Below are 18,912 nucleotides of genomic sequence, written 5' to 3'. Positions count from 1 at the left end.
TAGTATTTTAGAAGCGTTTTATAAAAAACAAAAAAGTTCCATAAATAAATATAGATTTATTCTTTTTCGATTAGCCCCGAGAACGAGTTATCGTCCATGTAAACATCGAAGTCTTTTACAACTATACAAGGTATAAATCTCAACATTTCCTGAACATTTTTTCGGGTCTCATGTCCCTTTAAAATTATTTCTAACTTATCGCCTGCATCGATACTATCGAATTTTGTTCTTATATATACAGTTGTCATGGGACATTTTTTATCCCTGATGTCGATAGTGTGTATTTCATTTTCTTTCACAGCGTTTTTTTATCCTTTAACACTTGAATAACATTATGCCCTCCAGCTAAAGGGGCAAACACAATTGTTGTAAAGGATTTAGGTCATGTCACAGGAAATGGAAGTCCAAGACTTCAAGCATCTGACAGCACAGATCGTCACAGCTTATGTTTCCAACCATGATGTTGAAACAGAAGCACTGCCAGCGCTGATCCGCTCAGTTCACGATGCACTTGCCACTGTCGATGCCCCGGAAGAAAAGCCGGAAGAAAAGCCAGTACCAGCAGTACCTCTGAAGAAGTCTGTATTCCCAGACTACATCGTTTGCCTTGAAGACGGAAAGAAGCTGAAGCTCCTCCGCCGCCACCTGAAGACCGTCTACAACATGACGCCTCAGGAATACCGTGAGCGCTGGGGTCTGCCACCAGAGTACCCGATGGTTGCGCCAAACTACGCCAACCATCGCTCTTCTCTGGCACGCAAAATCGGCCTTGGCCGTCGTCGTGCAGGTTGATGCCTGACTTTAAAACCCGCTCTTTCAAAAAGAGCGGGTTTTTTTATAGTAAGGTATTGGACAACAGCAGTATTTTTCGGCTAGGCCGCAATCATGGTCGCTGACACAAAAAATGCGGGCCCAGAATCCCGCCTTCCTGCTCGACAGCCAGCTGGTTCTGGAGTCGTAGAGGATTCGCCGATTGCCCGTCTCTGTATTGAGAAGGGGCTGAAGATGACCGGGCAACGCCGTGTCATCGCCTATGTCCTTTCAGCAGCGGATGATCATCCGGATGTGGAAGAGCTGTACCGCCGTGCATCTGAAATCGATAGCAGGATTTCAGTAGCGACCGTTTATCGTACCGTTCGCCTTTTGGAAGAAAAGGGCATTTTGGAACGTCGCGATTTTGGCGGTGGCCGCGCGCGTTACGAGGCAAGCGACAACGGGCATCATTACCACTTGATCGACGTTGAAACAGGTCACGTCGAAGAGTTTGAGGATGACGAGCCCGTCCGACTTATGACGGAAATTGCCCGCCGCCTCGGTTTTGAGCTGGTCTCTCACCGCATCGAAATTTTTGGACGCCGCCTGCCGGACGCCAAACGCACAAAAAATATTCCTGCCAAAAAAGATAAGAGCGAAACATGACCTTCAAGCCGACAGAGTTGGAAAAGCCGTCCTCTACCGATGAAGCGCGAGAAGGAACGGCGCACTCGCTGGTCAGCAGCGAAGAAACTCGTCGGCAAATGGAAACATTGTCCACGCTTGCCTTAAACCGCGATGGTGGTTTCCAGGAGGTCAGAGGTGGCGCACTAGGCGTCCGCCTAGCAGAGACTGACGAAGAGCGTGATGCAGCACAGGCTCTGCGCTACCGTGTGTTCTTTGAAGAAATGGGCGCTCACCCGGATGAACGCGCGCTACGCACAAAACGTGACGTAGATGAGTTCGATGATGTGGCTGACCATCTTCTGGTCATTGACCATAACATCTCATCCGGTGCGGAAGGTGTAGTAGGGACGTATCGTTTGCTGCGCTCCGATGCGGCCAAAAAAGTCGGACGTTTTTACACGGCTTCAGAGTATGACATTTCTGCCCTGACGGAGTTCCCCGGCCGTTTGCTTGAGGTAGGTCGCTCTTGCGTCGCCCAAGAGTACCGAGGTCGTGCGGCTATGCCGTTACTGTGGCAAGGTATTGCGTCATACATCTTCTTACACCGGATTGATGTGCTCTTTGGCTGCGGTAGCCTACCGGGTACGGACCCCGACGTATTGGCTGACCAGCTCACCTATCTGCACCATAATCATTTGGCACCTCCTGCTTTACGTATTCGCGCTTTGGAAGAGCGTTACGTCGAGATGTTGCGCAAGGACCCTCATACGCTTGAGCCGCGTGCATGCCTGAGCAAGATGCCCCCTTTGATTAAGGGCTATCTGCGCTTGGGTGGCTATGTGGGAGACGGTGCTGTCGTAGATGAACAATTCAATACGACTGACGTCGCCGTACTCGTCAAAAGCGAGCTCCTTGCAGACAAATATTATCGCCATTACGAGCGGCGCCTGCGGGATGCACTCGATTCCTAAAATCTAACATTTGGGTGCCAGGGTTTTACTGGCACCTAAGATAAGGGCATGCATATGCACCCCAAGCTCCCACTCCATGGTTGGCGATTTTGCGCGCTGTTACTGGGGGCGGGGGCTTTAACAGCCCTTGTTTTCCCGCCCATATGTTTCCTGCCTATTTTGCCGGTAGGGCTTCTGGTTCTGTATCGTGCAGCAGAAGATGCCTCTTCATGGAAAAAGGCTGCTCTGTACGGTTTTTTATTCGGGCTAGGGCTGCACACAGTCGGCTTATACTGGCTAACAAACGCCATATTAACGCGTGTCCATGACTTCTGGTGGGTCTTACCGTTTGCAGCACCGGGAGTGGCGTGCATCATAGCGCCATTGGCGGCTGTGCCGGCTGTTGCTTGTCGTTTGGTTGCCCCAGGTTGGCGCCGCGTCTTTATGTTTGCCGGTAGCTGGACACTCGCTGATATGGCACGCGTGTTAATATTCTCAGGCTTTCCCTGGAACCCCCTCGGAAGTGCCTTGGAGCTTCCCGGCCTTGTAGGCGATGTTCTTATACAACCAGCTTCGCTGGTTGGGGTTGATGGTTTGACCTTGGCCCTTGTGCTTATAGCGCTCGCTATGACGCAGCTGCGGCGGGGAGTAGTGCTTAGCGGCTTATGTGTAATCATTGCTGGGGGATGGTCTGCTTGGCATTTGGGGCATCATAGATCCCTGGCGATCACCAACCCCCGGATCGTTGTCGTTCAGGGCAACGTTTCCGAAGATCAGATTCTCACCCGGAACGTGCGGGTTGGCAACTTCCTCCGCTACCTGCATCTCACCGAGGAGGGTGTCCATGCGGCTCAGGCGCTGGGCGACGATCGGCCTATAGTTGTGGTATGGCCCGAATCGGGCTTCCCCGGTATTTTAGATGAAGATGCAACGGCTCGCGATTACATCGCGCGTGCAGCAGGCGGGGCATTGGCCATGATTGGCTCGGATCGTGAAGATCATGGCCATTGGTACAACAGTCTTGAAGTTGTTGATCCTACGGCAAGCATCGCTGCCATATACGATAAAAGCCGCTTGGTACCCTTCGGGGAGTATAAGCCTTGGATTATCCCGTTTAACCTTCTGCCAGAGACATTAACACCAGGTTCCGGGCTTAGAACGCTCGGCACGCCCGGCCTTGGGCGTGTGGGCCCTATGGTGTGTTATGAGGTCGTATTTTCAGGGGCAGTTGTCGCCAAAGGTCAGCGGCCCAACTGGCTGGTTACGATTTCAAATGATGCTTGGTATGGCAACAGCGCGGGGCCGCGTCAGCATTTAGCAACAGGGCGTATGAGGGCCGTTGAAGAAGGGCTCCCGCTAGTTTTTGCTAATAACACCGGTATTTCCGCTCTTTTTGACGGGTATGGGCATGAGGTTCAGCGGATTACTTGGGGCAGGGCTGACAAGATGGTCGCGAATATCCCATCGCCTCTGCCTGAGACATTGTTTGGACATCTGGGAAGACATTTTCCTCTTATTCTTGCTGCCATTTGTGTGGTCGTGGCTTTTTTGCCCCGGAGAAGGACTACTCCCTGAGGTCGAAAGCTTTACCTAAAGGTTAATATTGACAATCATAGGTTGTTTTTTAATAGTGAAAACAACCTATGGGGGAATTATGTCTCAGCCTTACAATAAGTCTGAAAGCCGAAACGCTGCAGGTTCGGTGGATGTTCATATCGGCAGCAGAATACGGTTGCGCAGGACATTAATGAATTTGTCGCAGGAAAAGCTGGGCGAGGCGTTGGGCGTAACGTTCCAACAAGTGCAAAAATACGAGCGGGGTTCCAATCGTATAAGCGCCAGTCGCCTTTTCGAATTGGCTGAGGTGCTGGATGTCCCCGTAGGTTTTTTTTACGATGCTCAGCAAACGCCGCAGGAGGATGAAGCTGCCGCAGCCAATCCGGGCGGTGTGATGTTTTCTTCGCCTGTGCCGCAGAATTTTGGTTTTGCCGAAGCACAGGCGGGTTTTGGTGGCCCAGAAAGTTCGGCGCCGGTAAAATCAGAGGCTGCCTCAAAACCGACAAGGCTCTTTGACGCGCCGTCAGATGATGTTGCTCTGTTCAGCAAACGAGAGGCTATTGACTTGGTGCGCGCGTATTATCGCGTTCCTGATCAGACCGTGCGAAAGCGGTTGCTGGAACTTGTTCGGAGCATGGCAGCTTCATCGCCAATTGAGTGAAAGCAGCTCAGTAAATCCCAGAGCGGGCATGTGTTCTGATTTAGAGTGCCAACTCTGGGGGGGTATTTCACGCAGGGCCTTATTCCCGGCGGAGTACGCGATCATTTACGAATGAGGATAGCTTGCCAGCTTTATAATCGGCGCGCAGTCTATCTTCGTCGTATTCGTCGCGGACCCAATCCATGAAGGAAATACGGCCTTCTGCTTCGGCTTTAAAGCGCAGGAAAAATGCGTCGAGAATACCTGTCCGTGAGCGGTTGAAATGGCCGAAGCGCCAGTGGAGTTGGTTCAAGGCGTCGTCAGCCGTGCCGCCTTCGAACATTAACACCAGTCCGGACGCCAGCCCCGCACGATCAGCACCTGATTTGCAGTGCATTAGCATGGGGAAAGTCAGACCCTTGTACATCTCCGCAAAACGCAAGATCCGGTCACGGTGAGGTGCGCCGCGGCTTTCAAACGCCATATCGAGATGCTCTAACCCTAGTCGCGCACTTGCACGTCGTGACAACGCATCTGAGCCACATTTGCGGTGCCCCCGCAGGTTGACGAGTGTCTTAAGGCCGAGGCGTCGTTGAAGGCTTCTAAGGCGAGCGGGTGTCGGATGGTTGCAGCGCCACACTTTACCGGGGACAACAGTGGAGAGATTGGTCCAGATGAGACGAAAGATGGAGTGATCAACAAAAAGGCTATCGCGCCATGCACGACGGCGATCTGCGGCGGAAGTAATCCGGCCTTCGAACATCAGGGAGTTCCTTGCTCATGGGGCGACAAAAGCCGCGTAGTGTTCGTCTTGTCTCACTGCATGGGAGGATGCGTCAACGTCAGGAAGATGCTATTTTACTTTCTATGGAATCTCTCTTCTGCAAGAAGCCGCTTTGGGCTCTCTCATGTGTGGTGCTGCTCTCTGGGTGCGGGCTGGGAACGTCGTTTCAGCCCCCTGCAGCGGATATGATTTCAACCATCCCGCCTGATCCTGTTTCAAGGCGTCATAATCTTCCACCGGGTGTGACGGCAGGGCGTATTATTCCCCCTATGCCGATGCCGCCGGGCGCGGGTGTTGAATTGGCAGGAAATGGAGCGCCCCCGGTTAATGCGCCTGATCGGCCGTCATCGCCGGGCGGTATGAGCTTCGGTACGGATGATGGCAGCGGGCAGACAGCGGATATTACTCCGCGCTCAGCAGTGCCGGATACAGAGGTCTCTTACGGCCACCGGGGCGCTTCTGTCTCCGCGCCGGGGCAGTGATAGGTCTCGGCGAAGGGGGCTGAGTGCGAAAACGATGGTGCGCCAGTACCCAGACCCAGCAATGGTCGAGCCGCTCCAAGGCATAAGCTTTGAAACGGCCCGTTTGGAAATGGCTCTAGGTCTTAGTTTTGAGGAATTGGGCCTTCGCTTAGATTGCGCGGTGGCATTGTCTTTTTCAGTTTTTCTACATCGCGTCGACTGACTGGTGCGGCATCATTCCCCCAGCTTTGGCGAATAAACGTCACGACGTCCGCGATTTCCTGATCACTCAAATGCCCTTCGAATGAAGGCATGGTAAGAGCTGACGGTGCTTTGTGCATGGCTGGCAGTGTTGCGCCACTTTGTACAATATGCACAAGCGATGCAGGATCCTTGGTCATGACAACAGGGTTGCCAGCCAGTGGCGGGAACACGTCAGGATATCCTGAGCCGTCTGTCTTGTGACAGGCCGCGCAGTTGTTGATGTACAGCATTGCTCCCCGTGCGGTCGCATGGCCTTGCTTTAGGTCATTTGCAACTTTGGGATCATACACCCATGGTTTTTCGGCCAAGCGAGATGGGCCCAAATGGTGAAGATAATGCGCAATAGCATGAAGATCTTCAGGGGAGAGGTTTTGTGTGCCGTGCATAATGGCCGGCGTCATGCTGCCAAAAGCAGAGCCTTTTTTGTTGCGGCCTGTCGCGAGGAAAGTCGCAATGTCATCTTCACTCCAGCGGGCGAGGCCTGTGCGGTCATCGGCGCGGAGGCTTGGCGGAATCCAGCCATCCACCGCGGCACCACCGGAAAGATAAGCATCACCATCCTGCGCGGTAAGTGCTTTTTCTTGCATAGCCAAACCGCGAGGGGAGTGGCAGGCGCCACAATGCCCGGGGCCTTCGACCAAGTAAGCCCCTCGTGCAAGGACGGGGTCATCAACGAGGGGCTTCGTTGTGTCCAACACCTTCGCAGGGGAGGGAGAGAAGATTGTGCGCCAAAATACCAAAGGCCAGCGCATGGATAGCGGCCAAGGAATTGTGTTGCGTGGTGGCTGCTCAGACGATGCTTTGACGCCGTAGTGGAAATAGACGTACAGCGCGTGCATGTCTTTATCTGTCATACGCGCGTAAGACGGGTAAGGCATGGCCGGATAGAGGGTACTGCCGTCTTTACGAATACCGTAGCGAATTGCACGGGCAAAGTCCGCTTCGCTGTAGTTACCTATACCGTGTTCCCGATCGGGTGTGATGTTGGTCGAGTGTATCGTGCCCATTGGCAGGGCAAATGGCATACCACCCGTGTATTCTTCTTTCCCATGAACCGTATGGCAGGCTGAACAGTCCGACGCGGCAGCAACGTAACGCCCTTCCTCAATCAAAGAAGGGTCTGGTTGAACTGGTGTGCTTTCTACTTCCGCATGCGATGGAGTGCTTAGCGAAATGTAAAAAGCGCCTGCGCCAAAAGTGCTCAGGGCCAGTGCGGAGAGAAAGAAGCGCTTGCTCATACTTGCACCATAGGGCCGGGAGATTTCAGATATAAGGTTCGAATGTGGTGGGCGGACCAATACGCCAGAGCCGCAACGGTCCCCGTGGGGTTATAGCCCATTCCCTGAGGAAATGCATTCGAGCCAATGACAAAAACGTTCGAGACGTCCCAACTTTGCAAATACCGATTAAGCGCGCTCGTCTGCGGATTTTCACCCATGATGGCCCCGCCGCCAAGATGGGTCGTCTGATAATGACGTGTATCAAAGGGTTGCCCAAACTCAAGGTGCGTCAGGCTGCTGCGAGTTGCGCCCATGGCGCGCGCAATTGGCGCAATCTTGCTGACGACGTATTGGTTCATACGAACGTCATTATCTTTCCATGTAAACGTCATACGCAGCAGAGGCTGACCGTACGCATCTTTCCAAGTCGGGTCTAAATCAAGAAAGATGTCTCTATAGGCCATGTTGCTGCCGTGTGCGTCGATGGCGATAGAGTGCTTATAGGTATCGATAAGTGCGTCTTTGTAGCCAGAGCCCCAACGTGGGGTTCCGTGGCCACCAGTACCAACGGCAGAGGTAATGGGCTTGGTGCCAGCCTGGTTGACCCAGACCGGTGATCCGCCCACGAAGCCTAACGGCCCGTGATCAAAATTTAGGCTGTTAAAATCGTCAATGGCAACGCCAACGCCGCCTGCACCAATGAACTGATTGGTATGGGTGTTCTCAGGCAACCAAACGCGGGATGTTGTGATTGTCTGGTACACAAAATTGCGTCCAATAGTACCCGTATTTTTAACGGGATCATAAGGTTTGCCGATCCCAGAGAGCAGCATTAGATGCACATTGTGGAACTGGAACGCACTGAGGATGACGAGGTCAGCTTTGAGAGAGACTTCCTTCTCAGTCGTCGTTTCCAGATAAGTAACGCCTGTCGCTTTTGTCTTGGTGTTGTCTAAGTCTACGCGCAGTACATGGGCATTTGTGATGAGTTTGAAGCGTGGGTCTTGCCGTAATGCTGGCAGAATGTTCACGTTCGGAGACGCTTTAGAGTACAGGTAGCAGTCATATCCGCTGCAATATCCGCAGAAATTGCACGGCCCCATCTGGCAACCATAAGGGTTGGTATAGGGTTTGGAAGCATTGGCTGCGGGGAGCGAATAAGGGTGGTACCCCGCATCTTGCGCCGCTTGACGGAAGGTTGCCGCGGTGAAAGTGTCTTTCATAGCGGGGAGCGGGAAGTCACTTGAGCGGTCGGGCGCGAAAATATTCCCGTTACCGACAACTTTTCCATTAACCGTATAGGCTGTGCCTGACGTGCCAAAAACTTTCTCAGCTTTGTCGAAGAAAGGCTCAAGTTCGGCGTAGGTCACGCCGTAATCTTGAAGGTTCATATCTTTGGGAATGAAGTTCTTCCCGTAGCGTTCTTCTACAGCACTGCGCAGGCGCAAATCATTTGGGTCAGCACGGAAATGCACACCAGACCAGTGTAGTCCCGCACCGCCTACGCCTTCACCCGGTAAGAAAGCCGCGAGCTGCCGGTAAGGGAGTGCTGTTTGGTCAATGGTATTACGGATGGTTACGGTTGTTTTTGCTAGATTTTGAAACAGGCGTTTGCGTACGGCACCGCGCAATTCATCAATAGACTCAGGATAGGCACCTTCTACGGCAGTAGTGTGCTCTTTGCCGCGCTCTAATATGATGACGGACAGGCCCGCTTCTGTCAGTTCTTTTGCCATGATGCTGCCAGCCCAGCCAGCACCTACAATGATAGCGTCTGCGTGTTTTGTGCTCATAATCAAATTACTTTTTACGCGGTTTGGCCAGAAATGGAGACAGGGGGGAAAGGGTAGGCTGCGCCATCCTGATTAACCCAATCCATGAAGTCAGCGCGTGCGCCGGGGAAGCCAAGCATGAGCCAGCCTCCCAAGCCACGATTTCCGCCGTAAAGAGGATCAGCGAAGGCGCCCTCAAGCGTGTTGGTCCGGAGTTGTTCAAAGAAAGCCCGGCCCGGTATGGCCTGAAGTTGAAGGGAGCCGCCCTCGAGCGCCGTCAAGACGATATCTTGTTTGGCAGATGGTAACGTAACGAACGATGAGCCGTATTGCTGGCGCACATACGTGTCCAGAGCGGCAATGCCTTGGCGGTATAAGGCGCGAGGTACGAGTGGTAACTGGTAGCCGAGATTTGCAGGTCCCTGTTTAAAGGGCCCACTCATGTACCAGTTGTCGCCTTCGCCATAGGGTGTCTGCATCTGACGATCAATAAATTCTGCCACCCCCAACTCGAGAGCTCCTGGCCCGTTATGGTCTTTCGGGAAAAGCCGTTCGGTAGCCGCGAGTAGAAAAGCGTATTCGTCCGCAGTGAAGAAAACGGGCTTATATGGTGCGAGAGCAGCCTCATCGGCTAAGCCGCGCGCTACGGCTGTGCTGGTGCGAGTAAGCCAAAAAGCTGTGCTACCCAACAAAGCATTGGTCACGCTGCGTCGCGGCAGAGCTAAAGTTGTTTTTGAGGGCGAGGTAGGGTCAGATTTGACCATGTCGTGCTCCGCACAGGCCATGTGATAGAATGATATGATTATGCAATGACCTGAGTGGCCGTCCTGACCCTAAACCATGTCCAGCAACATATCGCCAGTGAAATGCAGTTCACGAAAGCGAGAGCGGAGGCTATTCCGAGGACTGTGTCGTTTCTGCCGATGGAAGTTTGAGAACATTTGGCTGCGGTGATTTTGTGGCGGCTGCCGCTGCGCTTTGTCCCGTCGGGAAAATGGCATCAGGCACGGCGCTTGTCGTTGATTGCACAGTAGTTTGTGCAGATTTAACAGCCTGATTGCCTGCTGGCGCAGACAGGCTGGATGTGGTCGCGCCAGTCGTTGCTGGGGCTGTAGCGGATGGTGTTACAGATGGTGCAGAACCGGGGGCGGATAAATTTTGCTGCTGGATGCTTCCTGTAAGTGGATTGCCTTGAGCATCTGTCATCCATGAGCCGAGACGATGACGAATCTGGTATTCCAGTTCGACATTCATGTCTTGCGCCATTTGTTTGGTTAAGGCGTCAAGCGAGGCGCGCGATGTAGCGCTTTGATTTGTTGATGTGTAATGCCGTGTGACGCGTGCGTGTACATAACCGGTATGTTGACCGCTTGAATCTGCCACATTCAACTGAACGTCCATAGCTCCGTCCACAGCATCGTCCGAAGCGCGCTGGAGGTAAGCTTGTTTGATGATGAACTGACCTTGCCCTGAAGGGCCGGTGCCAACCAAGCGCTGCTGAGCCAGAGTTTTCAGGGCGGCATCAGGCGCCGTGGGAGCTTTAGCGCTTAGAGAGTCGGGAGCGGGTGCAGAACGATCATCTACAGTGATGGATGCTACATCGAGGTGTAGGGGCGTAAGATAACTAAAATCCGGGGCTGTGAATTGCTCAGGGGGGGTATCATCTGCGCAGGCGCTGAGCCCTATGAACGCCAAGCCGAGTAGGAAGGAGCGGTGGACAGGACGCCGTGGCAATAAGGACGGGATGTTTGAAAATGAGCGTACCGACATTGTCCACGTTTCCTATGGCTTAGTGTTCAAATCTTTCTAGCACCAAATAGGCGCTGTTTTATACGTTGGAAAAGACCCTTACGTACCGGCTCAACTTCTGCGGCTTCGGTGGCAGGATGAGTGAGGGGAGGTAAGAAATCAGGCCACTCCGTTTCGGTTGGCTCCGTGCGGTTGTATTTCTCGGTTGGCTGTCCGCCGATGGGGGGGCTGAGGCATCCTTTTCGGGGGTGTGAATACGCACGGTTGAGGCGCGCCCGACCCCAAAATCTTCAGGCTTGAATGGCCGTGCGTCCTGTATGGCTGCGGCATGCTCGGGGTTTTGGATAAACCAAGTTAGAATCCAATCGGGAAGGAGGGCCCCAACGGGGGAGTCGGATATCAGAAGGCGGCCTTTGGGAAAGTAAAATGACGGACGTTCGCTCGATGTGCCTTTCGCCCAAATAAGATAAAAGACGAAGTCGTCCTCTTGGTCATAAAAGCGGTAAGCTAGGTGGCCATGCAGGTCCATCGTAATTTGTGCACGCAGCGGCATCCCGGAGAAAGGTGATGTCAGGACGGTAGCGTTTTGCGACGGGCGCGCCTGCAGCAAAGTAGTCAAACGATTTTCGGCAATAACCTGCCCGCTGGGACATGTAAGTGCCTCGCCGCTATCAGCGTGACCAGATTTGATCAGCAGGGGGCTTTCTTCGATATAATTGAGCCATGCAGCGCTCAATTCGCGCAGAGCAAAAGTAGGAATGCTTGGAAAAGGCGGAGGCGTCTGCACCGCTGAACTGCCAAGTACGCCGTCCGTGAAAGGACGGAAAAGTGGCTCGAGAGCCGGTAAAAGAGTTTGGTAATGCTCCGGCGTAAGCGCCAAAATATGGCTGCCACAGTAGTGATTGTCGAGAAGCCACCAGCAAGCATTTCGCCCTGTGGCTTCTTCGACAAATAACACGACGCTGAACCCTGCAACGAGATCGTTGCGGGATTTTGCCTCCCAGCCCGGATAAAGCTGAGACACTTTTTGTCCGTCAAGGAACGTATCTTGGAGAAGCGTCGTGTTGTTGGAACTCATGCAGGATCCGTTGCACCCAAATTATCACGGTCGAAATGGAAATCGTGGTTACAGAATTCGCACTTCATAGTGATAACGCCGTTCTCGGCCATATGATCCAAGTCGTCGTCGCTAAAACGTTCCAGAACATTGGCGAGGCGAGAACGTGAGCAACGGCATGAATAGGCCAGCGCGCGTGGCGCGCTCGTTTGGACGTCCAATGTGCCAAACAAGCGATGTGCTAAATCTTCGCCGGATAAATGTTCGTCAAACAGTTCTGCATCCTTAAGTGTGTCAGCGAAAGTGCAGGCGGTTTCCCATGCATCTTCATGATCAGTATCAAGGACGGCAGTACCGCCTTCTGCTGCAATACGTTCCAGAACCAACGCGCCGGCCTGCCATCCATGGGTATCACGGCTGCAGAAAAGGCGGATGTGACAGGCATGTTGTTCACTTGTCGTGAAGTAGTGCTCGGCCATTTTGCTTAGGGTTGGCCCCTGAATGTCTACGACACCTTGGTGGCGTTCCATTTCCGGCCCTTGGTCAATGGTGAAAGCCAGATAACCTTGACCAAGCAGGCCTGCTGCGTCTTCTGGAACAGCGTCTGCGTCAGCTTCTTCGTCCAGACGGGCGAGGCCGCGTATGCCACCATTGTCAGTTGCGTCGGCCAGTAGCATTGAAACTGGGCCGTCCCCTTTGACTTGGAGGGAGAGTGAGCCTTTGAATTTCAATGCGGATGCCATGCCCGCGACCAAGGCGAGTGCTTCGCCATTTAGGCGTGCAACGTTATCCGGCACGTCGTGGCGAGACAATATAGCGTCAGCTAGGGCACCAAGACGCACGATGCGCCCCCGGACGGGGGAGCGCTCCAAATGAAAAGGGACAACCCCTCCCGCGACCACCATATCGGGGACGTCGGGACGTGCCGTATCAAGGAAAGGTGGTTTGTCGATCAAAAAACATTCCTTTATGCGTTGCCAGAACAACCGCAGGTGCGGTTTGTTCCGCACCGCACATGAAAATTAGTCGTGCTCGGCGCCGAGAGCCCAGAGCAGCAGACCTTTTTGAGAATGTAGGCGGTTTTCTGCTTCATCAAAGACGACAGAAGAAGGCCCTTCAAACACTTCTTCCGTTACTTCTTCACCTATATGGGCAGGCAGGCAGTGCAAAAACAGAGCACCGGGTGCAGCTTTTGCCATCAATTCCGCATTCACTTGATAGGGCCGAAAGGCACTTAGCCTTGCATCGCGGTCGCTGTCGCCCATGCTTACCCATGTGTCGGTCAACACAGCATCAGCGCCCGAAACTGCTTCTTCAGGCGAGGTGCAGATGTCAATTGTTGCCCCGTTTTCACGGGCCCAGCTCACGACTTCTGGGTTGGGGGCAAAAGCTTCAGGTGTTGCGATGCGGACCTTGAAGTCCAAGCGAGCAGCCGCTTCCATGAGAGAGGTAGCGACGTTGTTTCCGTCACCTACCCATGCCAGTGTTTTGCCGGTGATTGGGCCGCGATGTTCTTCAAACGTAAGAATATCCGCGAGGATTTGAATGGGATGTGAGACTGGCGTCAGGCCGTTAATGACGGGGACGCTGCTCCATTGAGCCATTTCCCGCAGTGCTGCGTCATTGCCTGTACGCAGCACGATCACATCGAGAAAGCGGGAAAGAACACGCGCCGTGTCAGCAATGCTTTCACCACGTCCGAGTTGCATATCGCCGGGTGAAAGAACGGTTGTTCTCCCGCCCAGTTGTCCCATGCCGACTTCGAATGAGACGCGTGTCCGTGTTGAGGGTTGCGCCAGAATCAGACCGAGGCTGCGCCCTTCGAGGGCGCGTGCCGGGTGAAGGGGCGCTCTGCGACCGACTTGCTGTGCCTTAACGCGCGCGGACGTCTTGAGGATTGTACGTAGAGTTTTCCCGCTATGGTCACGGATATCCAAGAAGTGCCGAAGGTTGCTTTTCAGTGCGTTCGGCTTCTGTTCAGCGGGGCTCACGATGCAAATTCCTTATTGGTGTCGCCTTTAGCGGGGGAAAAAGAAAGCGCAGCTGCAATCAGGCGGTCACAGGCCATCTGGCAGTCGGCTGGAGTAACGATCAATGGCGGAACCAAGCGCAGGACATTATCGCCTGCTGTTACAGCAAGAAGGCCCTGGTTAATTACGGCCGACAGCACATCGCCCACTGGCAGGGTGCAGTGTAGACCGCGCATAAGGCCAAGCCCACGTACGCCATCGAACACGCCGTTGGAGCGTTCGACAACATTTTGGAGCATTGCGCCAAAAGCGTGCCCTGTTTCTTCAACCTGCTGGATGAAGCCGGGTGCTAGAATTTCGGTCATGACGCAGGTGCCCGCTGCGCAGGCGAGCGGGTTACCGCCGAAGGTGGTGCCGTGGGAGCCTGGGGTCATATGCTTGGCGACCGCTTCTGTCGCGAGTACGGCTCCGAGAGGGAAGCCACCTCCAATGCCTTTTGCTACGGACATAACATCTGGGGCAATGCCGCTCCACTCATGGGCGAAGAGTTTGCCGGTGCGCCCTACGCCGGTTTGAACCTCGTCAAAGCCGAGATAGAGGCCAAATTCATCACAGACAGCGCGGAGTGCTTTCATGAAATGAACGTCGGCTGTTTTGATGCCTGTTTCGCCCTGAATGGGTTCAACAATAATGCCGGCAGTTTCAGGGGTGATGGCGTCGCGCAGCGTGTTCGTGTTGTTAAAGGGGATGTGATCAAAGCCCTCTACAACAGGGCCAAAACCTTTTAGGTACGCGGGGTTGCCCCCAGCGGCGATCATGGCAAGTGTACGGCCGTGAAATGCGCCATCAAAACAAAGAATACGTGTCCGTTCAGGGTGTCCGTTTTCGAATTGCGCGCGGCGGATCATTTTGACCATGCCTTCATTGGCTTCCGCGCCGGAATTACAGAACAACACCGAATCGGCAAAAGTGTTTTGCACAAGGAGATCAGCCAAGCGCTCGGCTTGCGGCACGCGGTACAAATTTGAAACGTGCATGACTTTGCCAGCTTGTTCCGCAATCGCATGTACGAGCTTTGGGTGTGCGTGGCCGAGGGAGGAGACCGCGATGCCTGCTCCGAAATCCATGAATCGTCGTCCATCCGCCGTCTGCAGCCAGATGCCTTGGCCTTGCTCAAAGGCGAGGTCAGCACGGTTGTAGTTGGGCATTAGGGCGGAGATCATGATTGTGATCGATCCTGTTCAAAAGGTTCATAAAGATATGTGGAATACGAAAGCCCCGCGCCGGTTCTTCCCTTAGGGTCCGAGGCGGGGCCAACAGATTTCACAGTTACTATTGTGACGCTCTAAAACGCTTGGCGTCAAATGCTTCTATGTAATTTTATGTCAGACAGGGCGATAAATAAGGTCTCTTGCGAGCCAGCAGCCTAAGCGCAGTGCAATAATCTGCTTATTTTGACGCTCAAAGCTGAGTGTCCAATCTCCCGGCGGGGTATGATCCAGTGCGCGGGGGCAAGGGAGAACCCATAAATCACGTGCAAGGCGTTGGAGCGGTTCCATTTTTCCATCGCCCAACATGCCAGAAAACCCACCGTACAAAATGCCGCCTTGTTCTGAAACGGTTACGGTTGCTCCGTCCAGCTCGTCACAGATGTAATTCCCTGCGAGCTCGGATGTTTCAGTATCGGCCGGGATGGGGCCGGCATCTGTGGCAGCAATTAGTGTCGTAGATCGGTTTTCTTTGAGATGCTCCATCCGAACGGTGCAATCTTGCAGAAGATTGAGCCGGATTGCGCCGTTCTCTGCATGCGTGTCGCTCACGTTGGACAGCGCATCAGGCAGCATGAGGTAACGTAGCCCCAAAGTGTTTTCACCGAGAGAATCGATACGAGCAGAGAGGCCGGTTTCCTGTTCCCGGTAAACACCGGGCAGGCGGCTAGTCTGTGCGTTGCGGGTAGGGGGGGCAGGAGCGTTAAGCATCGAGCCTAAAATTTCTGCTGCTGCGTTTTGTGCAGGTGACATGTGGTTGAACATGACAACAACAGAAAGGCGCTCTGAAGCGACGTGAAGACGGTGTGACCGCCACCCACGCAGGGCGCCGCCATGTGCAGTAACATGTTTGCCATGAAGGTTGAGGTGTTGCAGGCCGAAGCCATAGGGCGCAGGCGTGCCATTTTCAAAAGAGGTGGGGGCTGAGAGGCGATTATAAAGACTGTCGCTATCGTCCCGGCCGTTATCGATAAACGTCTCCCACGCAATCATATCATCAAGGGAGGCGGCGAGGCCGGCATCGCCCGTCCACCAAATATTGTTTATTGCCGGGCGGAAACCGGCTGAGACGCTGCCCTCATACCCGATGGTACCGTCTGGCATTGCGCGTGTTTCTGCGGCCAGTATTGCGCGCTCCATCCCGGAGGGGTTGAAAACAGAAAATTGGAGAATTTCCGCAAAGCTTCGGCCCGTATGGTCTTGTAAGGCGTCAGAGAGGAGGCGGAAATTTTGGTTAACGTAAGAGTAAGACGTGCCGGGCGAGAACTGGAGACTGCGCGTACCGCGTATAACTCTCTCGGCTTCCCGGTCCCCGAAATACCCCTCAATGGCAGCACCATGCAGCATTGCGACGGCCCAGTAGTCGCGCAGACCAGATTGGTTATGAGCCAGATGAAGCGCGTTAGGATGTGGGCCTTGAAGCAGGGGAAGGCGCGATGAAATGATCTTGTTCAGTTCAGAGGGGGCGGCAGTATTTTGTAGCATGGCCGCGCATGTGAATTGCTTAGTGATAGAGCACATGCGGAAAAGTGTTGAAGGGGTAAAAGGGAGACGTCTCTCCGCATTCGCGTAGCCCCAACTGTGGCGTATAATTACTTCTCCGCGGTGAAGAACAGCAACAGCGCCGCCCGGTCCTGGGTAGCGTTGTGGTAAAGAGCGAATAGCGGCGTCAAGCGCAGGAGAAAATGATACGGTCATAACCTGACCATACGCGATCTTTGCTTGCCGTAAATGCCTGATCAGTTTCATACTCTTCAAAATGATAGAGATACCGGCAGCCCCTGATTTCCGTACGCTGCGCGAGACAGCACTTGCGCATTTAGCCCGCTTCGCCACGACCGAGCAGGGGCTGAGGCAGATGCTGGAAAGACGGTTGAGGCGCTGGGCATCACGCGCGTTGCAGGCTGGTCTGGATGAAGAGGAACTGTCAGCCAAATTAAATGGGCTGCGTACTGTTATAGACGACGTTGTTTACGCCATGCGCGCGCTCGGCGCGGTTGATGATCCGGGGTTTGCTCGCATGAAGGCATCAAGTTTGGCGCGTGCGGGGCGCTCTAGACGTGCTGTAGAGGCCAAGTTGCAGCAAAAGGGAGTAGACGCTGAAGTTGCTCGTGAAGCCTTATCCGATTCGTTGGGAGAGCGTGGTGATGCTGGGGCGCGGGAGGCCGAATTGGCTGCGGCATTAATGCTGGCACGGAAACGTCGTGTTGGACCTTTCCAGCGGGATGACCGCCCGCAGGAAGAATTGGCACGAGTGCTCGGTATTTTTGCCCGTAATGGCTTCTCTCGTGATGTTTCAGAGGTTGCTTTGTCTATGGATCGCTATGATGCGGAAGAACGCATCATAGCGTTTCGGAACAGACATATATGAGGCTGCCTGCGGGGAGCTGTCTTTCCTTGTGGCACGGGCTGGCTTTGGCAGCATTGCTGGCTTTGACGGCCTGCGGCGGGGGAGGGCGCTTTGACGGGGCTTTACAATGCGCGCCCTATGCTCGTGAAAAAACGGGAGTAGACCTGCGGGGGAACGCTGCCAGCTGGTGGTGGCAGGCGAATGGGCGCTACACACGGACACACAGCCCGGAAGCCGGTTCCATTTTGGTTTTCAAAGCAACGCGGCGAATGCCGTACGGCCATGTATCAGTCGTCAGGCGCGTGGTCTCTGACGATACAATTCTTGTTGATCAGGCGAATTGGGCGCCGGGCGAAATTGACCGGTCTGTGCCAGTAAAAGATATTTCCCACGCCCACGATTGGTCGTTGGTGAGGGTGTGGTGGAGCCCGAGTGGTGTTATGGGGTTGCGGTCAAACCCAACCTATGGGTTCATTATCCCTTAAGCGCAGGACTGTCCGGCGCGTTTGCATTAAGCAGAATGCTTGCACAATTGGCCAAGCCTTGCCACATGAGGGTAGCCTTGGCATTTCGGAGTACACGGACATGGGCGGTATGAGCCCCATTCACTGGGTCATTCTTGCGGTTGTTGTTCTCGTCGTTTTTGGTGGCGGCGGTAAAATTAGTGGCATGATGGGCGATTTTGCGAAGGGTATTAAGTCCTTCAAGAAGAATATGGCTGATGATGAATCAATGGCGGGGTCCAATGCCTCACCATCAGAAGCACCCGGCCATCTCTCTGCCCCTCAGCAGAACGCAAGTGCGCAGACCCAGTCGCACGAAACGACACAAACGCGAGTTTAATGGCGTTGAACAGTCGTTTGGACGAAGAAAATACGGTGCTTGATCCCGCGTGGGAGCAGGCCCGTAAAGATATTGTACGCGCCGGGCAGCGTATGGACCAACGCGGCTGGGTTCCAGCCACAGCGGGAAACATATCGCGTAGGCTAACGGACGGACGTATCGCCATCACACGCTCTGGCGGCCATAAAGGCTTTCTAAGCGTTGATGATGTGATTGAGATCACACCTGATGGGCGTCCTGTTCAGCAAGGACAGAAGGCGAGCGCCGAGACTTTGCTGCATACGCAGCTTTACGCGCATAACCCCTCCATTGGTGCGGTCTTGCACGGCCATTCAGTCGCCGCGACAGTGTTGTCACGTGACGAGCAAAGCGATGCTATTACCCTTGAAGGCTATGAGGTTTTGAAGGTTTTCGAGGGGCAGACTACCCACGAAACATCGCTGGATTTGCCGCTCTTTGCGAATGACCAAGATATTGCACGTTTGGCAACGCATGTTGCGCCGCATTTGTCGAATATGCCTGTTGGGTATTTGATCCGCGGACATGGTGTATATGTCTGGGGACCAGATATGCCAACAGCATTGGCACGGTTGGAAGGTTTGGAATTCCTGCTTGCCTGCCATTTGGCCCATCTTCAAAAAGGCTAA

General features: G+C 53.9%; 21 protein-coding genes. 10 read left to right on the top strand and 11 right to left on the bottom strand.

Features of this window, described 5'->3' with window-relative positions; all coding sequences use genetic code 11:
* Positions 1–56 precede the first annotated feature (56 nt).
* Positions 57–299 carry a sulfurtransferase TusA family protein gene (locus D5366_RS03285; protein ID WP_141492276.1) on the bottom strand — a complete coding sequence of 81 codons (243 nt, stop codon included), beginning with the start codon at positions 297–299 and terminating at the stop codon, positions 57–59.
* An 85-nt stretch (positions 300–384) separates the two neighbouring features.
* Between D5366_RS03285 and D5366_RS03280 the strand changes: the two genes are divergently transcribed.
* The 5 genes from D5366_RS03280 (at position 385) to D5366_RS03260 (ending at position 4,548) form a co-directional block, all read left to right on the top strand.
* On the top strand, positions 385–792 hold the full coding sequence (locus tag D5366_RS03280; RefSeq protein ID WP_141492275.1) for a MucR family transcriptional regulator: 408 nt from the start codon (positions 385–387) through the stop codon (positions 790–792).
* Between the two features lie 93 nt (positions 793–885).
* Positions 886–1,419 carry a Fur family transcriptional regulator gene (locus D5366_RS03275; protein ID WP_141492274.1) on the top strand — a complete coding sequence of 178 codons (534 nt, stop codon included), beginning with the start codon at positions 886–888 and terminating at the stop codon, positions 1,417–1,419.
* A gap of 98 nt (positions 1,420–1,517) precedes the next feature.
* Entirely contained in the window at positions 1,518–2,351 is an 834-nt protein-coding gene (locus D5366_RS03270) for a GNAT family N-acetyltransferase (RefSeq protein WP_205839620.1), read from the top strand.
* Positions 2,352–2,405: 54 nt separating this feature from the next.
* Complete coding sequence (lnt, locus tag D5366_RS03265; protein WP_141493792.1) at positions 2,406–3,905, top strand: apolipoprotein N-acyltransferase; 1,500 nt, start codon at positions 2,406–2,408, stop codon at positions 3,903–3,905.
* Positions 3,906–3,984: 79 nt separating this feature from the next.
* Positions 3,985–4,548, top strand: a complete 564-nt coding sequence (locus D5366_RS03260; protein WP_141492272.1) for a helix-turn-helix domain-containing protein — start codon at positions 3,985–3,987, stop codon at positions 4,546–4,548.
* Positions 4,549–4,627: 79 nt separating this feature from the next.
* Here D5366_RS03260 and D5366_RS03255 read toward each other — a convergent pair whose 3' ends face one another.
* A complete protein-coding gene (locus D5366_RS03255; protein WP_141492271.1) occupies positions 4,628–5,290 on the bottom strand; it encodes a tyrosine-protein phosphatase in 663 nt (220 codons plus the stop codon).
* 17 nt (positions 5,291–5,307) lie between these two features.
* Here D5366_RS03255 and D5366_RS03250 point away from each other — a divergent pair, with 17 nt between their 5' ends.
* Positions 5,308–5,793 (top strand): hypothetical protein, encoded by a 486-nt coding sequence (locus D5366_RS03250; RefSeq protein WP_240775319.1) that lies wholly within the window; start codon positions 5,308–5,310, stop codon positions 5,791–5,793.
* Between the two features lie 122 nt (positions 5,794–5,915).
* Here the strand turns inward: D5366_RS03250 and D5366_RS03245 are convergent, their stop codons facing one another.
* From D5366_RS03245 to D5366_RS03205, 9 genes are all read right to left on the bottom strand, one after another.
* Positions 5,916–7,274, bottom strand: a complete 1,359-nt coding sequence (locus D5366_RS03245; RefSeq protein WP_141492270.1) for a c-type cytochrome — start codon at positions 7,272–7,274, stop codon at positions 5,916–5,918.
* Positions 7,271–9,049, bottom strand: coding sequence for a GMC family oxidoreductase (locus D5366_RS03240; protein WP_141492269.1), 1,779 nt, complete (start codon positions 9,047–9,049; stop codon positions 7,271–7,273). The genes D5366_RS03245 and D5366_RS03240 overlap by 4 nt, the downstream gene beginning before the upstream one ends.
* Positions 9,050–9,063: 14 nt before the next feature.
* Complete coding sequence (locus D5366_RS03235) at positions 9,064–9,792, bottom strand: gluconate 2-dehydrogenase subunit 3 family protein (protein WP_141492268.1); 729 nt, start codon at positions 9,790–9,792, stop codon at positions 9,064–9,066.
* A 130-nt stretch (positions 9,793–9,922) separates the two neighbouring features.
* Positions 9,923–10,798, bottom strand: coding sequence for a hypothetical protein (locus D5366_RS03230; protein ID WP_141492267.1), 876 nt, complete (start codon positions 10,796–10,798; stop codon positions 9,923–9,925).
* 58 nt (positions 10,799–10,856) lie between these two features.
* On the bottom strand, positions 10,857–11,855 hold the full coding sequence (locus D5366_RS03225; RefSeq protein WP_141492266.1) for a hypothetical protein: 999 nt from the start codon (positions 11,853–11,855) through the stop codon (positions 10,857–10,859).
* Positions 11,852–12,739, bottom strand: a complete 888-nt coding sequence (gene hslO / locus D5366_RS03220) for an Hsp33 family molecular chaperone HslO (protein ID WP_141493790.1) — start codon at positions 12,737–12,739, stop codon at positions 11,852–11,854. The genes D5366_RS03225 and hslO overlap by 4 nt, the downstream gene beginning before the upstream one ends.
* A gap of 117 nt (positions 12,740–12,856) precedes the next feature.
* Positions 12,857–13,825 (bottom strand): ornithine carbamoyltransferase, encoded by a 969-nt coding sequence (gene argF, locus D5366_RS03215; protein WP_141492265.1) that lies wholly within the window; start codon positions 13,823–13,825, stop codon positions 12,857–12,859.
* Entirely contained in the window at positions 13,822–15,027 is a 1,206-nt protein-coding gene (locus tag D5366_RS03210; RefSeq protein ID WP_141492264.1) for an aspartate aminotransferase family protein, read from the bottom strand. Before D5366_RS03210 ends, argF begins: the two co-directional genes overlap by 4 nt.
* 162 nt (positions 15,028–15,189) lie before the next feature.
* Positions 15,190–16,821 (bottom strand): D-aminopeptidase, encoded by a 1,632-nt coding sequence (locus D5366_RS03205; protein ID WP_240775318.1) that lies wholly within the window; start codon positions 16,819–16,821, stop codon positions 15,190–15,192.
* A gap of 10 nt (positions 16,822–16,831) precedes the next feature.
* On the opposite strand from D5366_RS03205, the gene D5366_RS03200 reads away from it, so the two are divergent.
* The 4 genes from D5366_RS03200 (at position 16,832) to D5366_RS03185 (ending at position 18,912) form a co-directional block, all read left to right on the top strand.
* Entirely contained in the window at positions 16,832–17,443 is a 612-nt protein-coding gene (locus D5366_RS03200; protein WP_141492262.1) for a regulatory protein RecX, read from the top strand.
* The gene (locus D5366_RS03195; RefSeq protein ID WP_141492261.1) at positions 17,440–17,907 is read left to right on the top strand and encodes a CHAP domain-containing protein; all 468 of its coding nucleotides are present in this window, start codon (positions 17,440–17,442) and stop codon (positions 17,905–17,907) included. Before D5366_RS03200 ends, D5366_RS03195 begins: the two co-directional genes overlap by 4 nt.
* Before the next feature lie 100 nt (positions 17,908–18,007).
* Positions 18,008–18,265 (top strand): twin-arginine translocase TatA/TatE family subunit, encoded by a 258-nt coding sequence (locus D5366_RS03190; RefSeq protein ID WP_141493789.1) that lies wholly within the window; start codon positions 18,008–18,010, stop codon positions 18,263–18,265.
* The gene (locus tag D5366_RS03185; protein ID WP_141492260.1) at positions 18,265–18,912 is read left to right on the top strand and encodes a methylthioribulose 1-phosphate dehydratase; all 648 of its coding nucleotides are present in this window, start codon (positions 18,265–18,267) and stop codon (positions 18,910–18,912) included. Before D5366_RS03190 ends, D5366_RS03185 begins: the two co-directional genes overlap by 1 nt.

The organism is Neokomagataea tanensis, assembly GCF_006542335.1.
In the GTDB taxonomy this organism is placed as follows: Bacteria; Pseudomonadota; Alphaproteobacteria; order Acetobacterales; family Acetobacteraceae; genus Gluconobacter; species Gluconobacter tanensis.
This window is presented reverse-complemented; position numbering and strand designations above follow the sequence as displayed.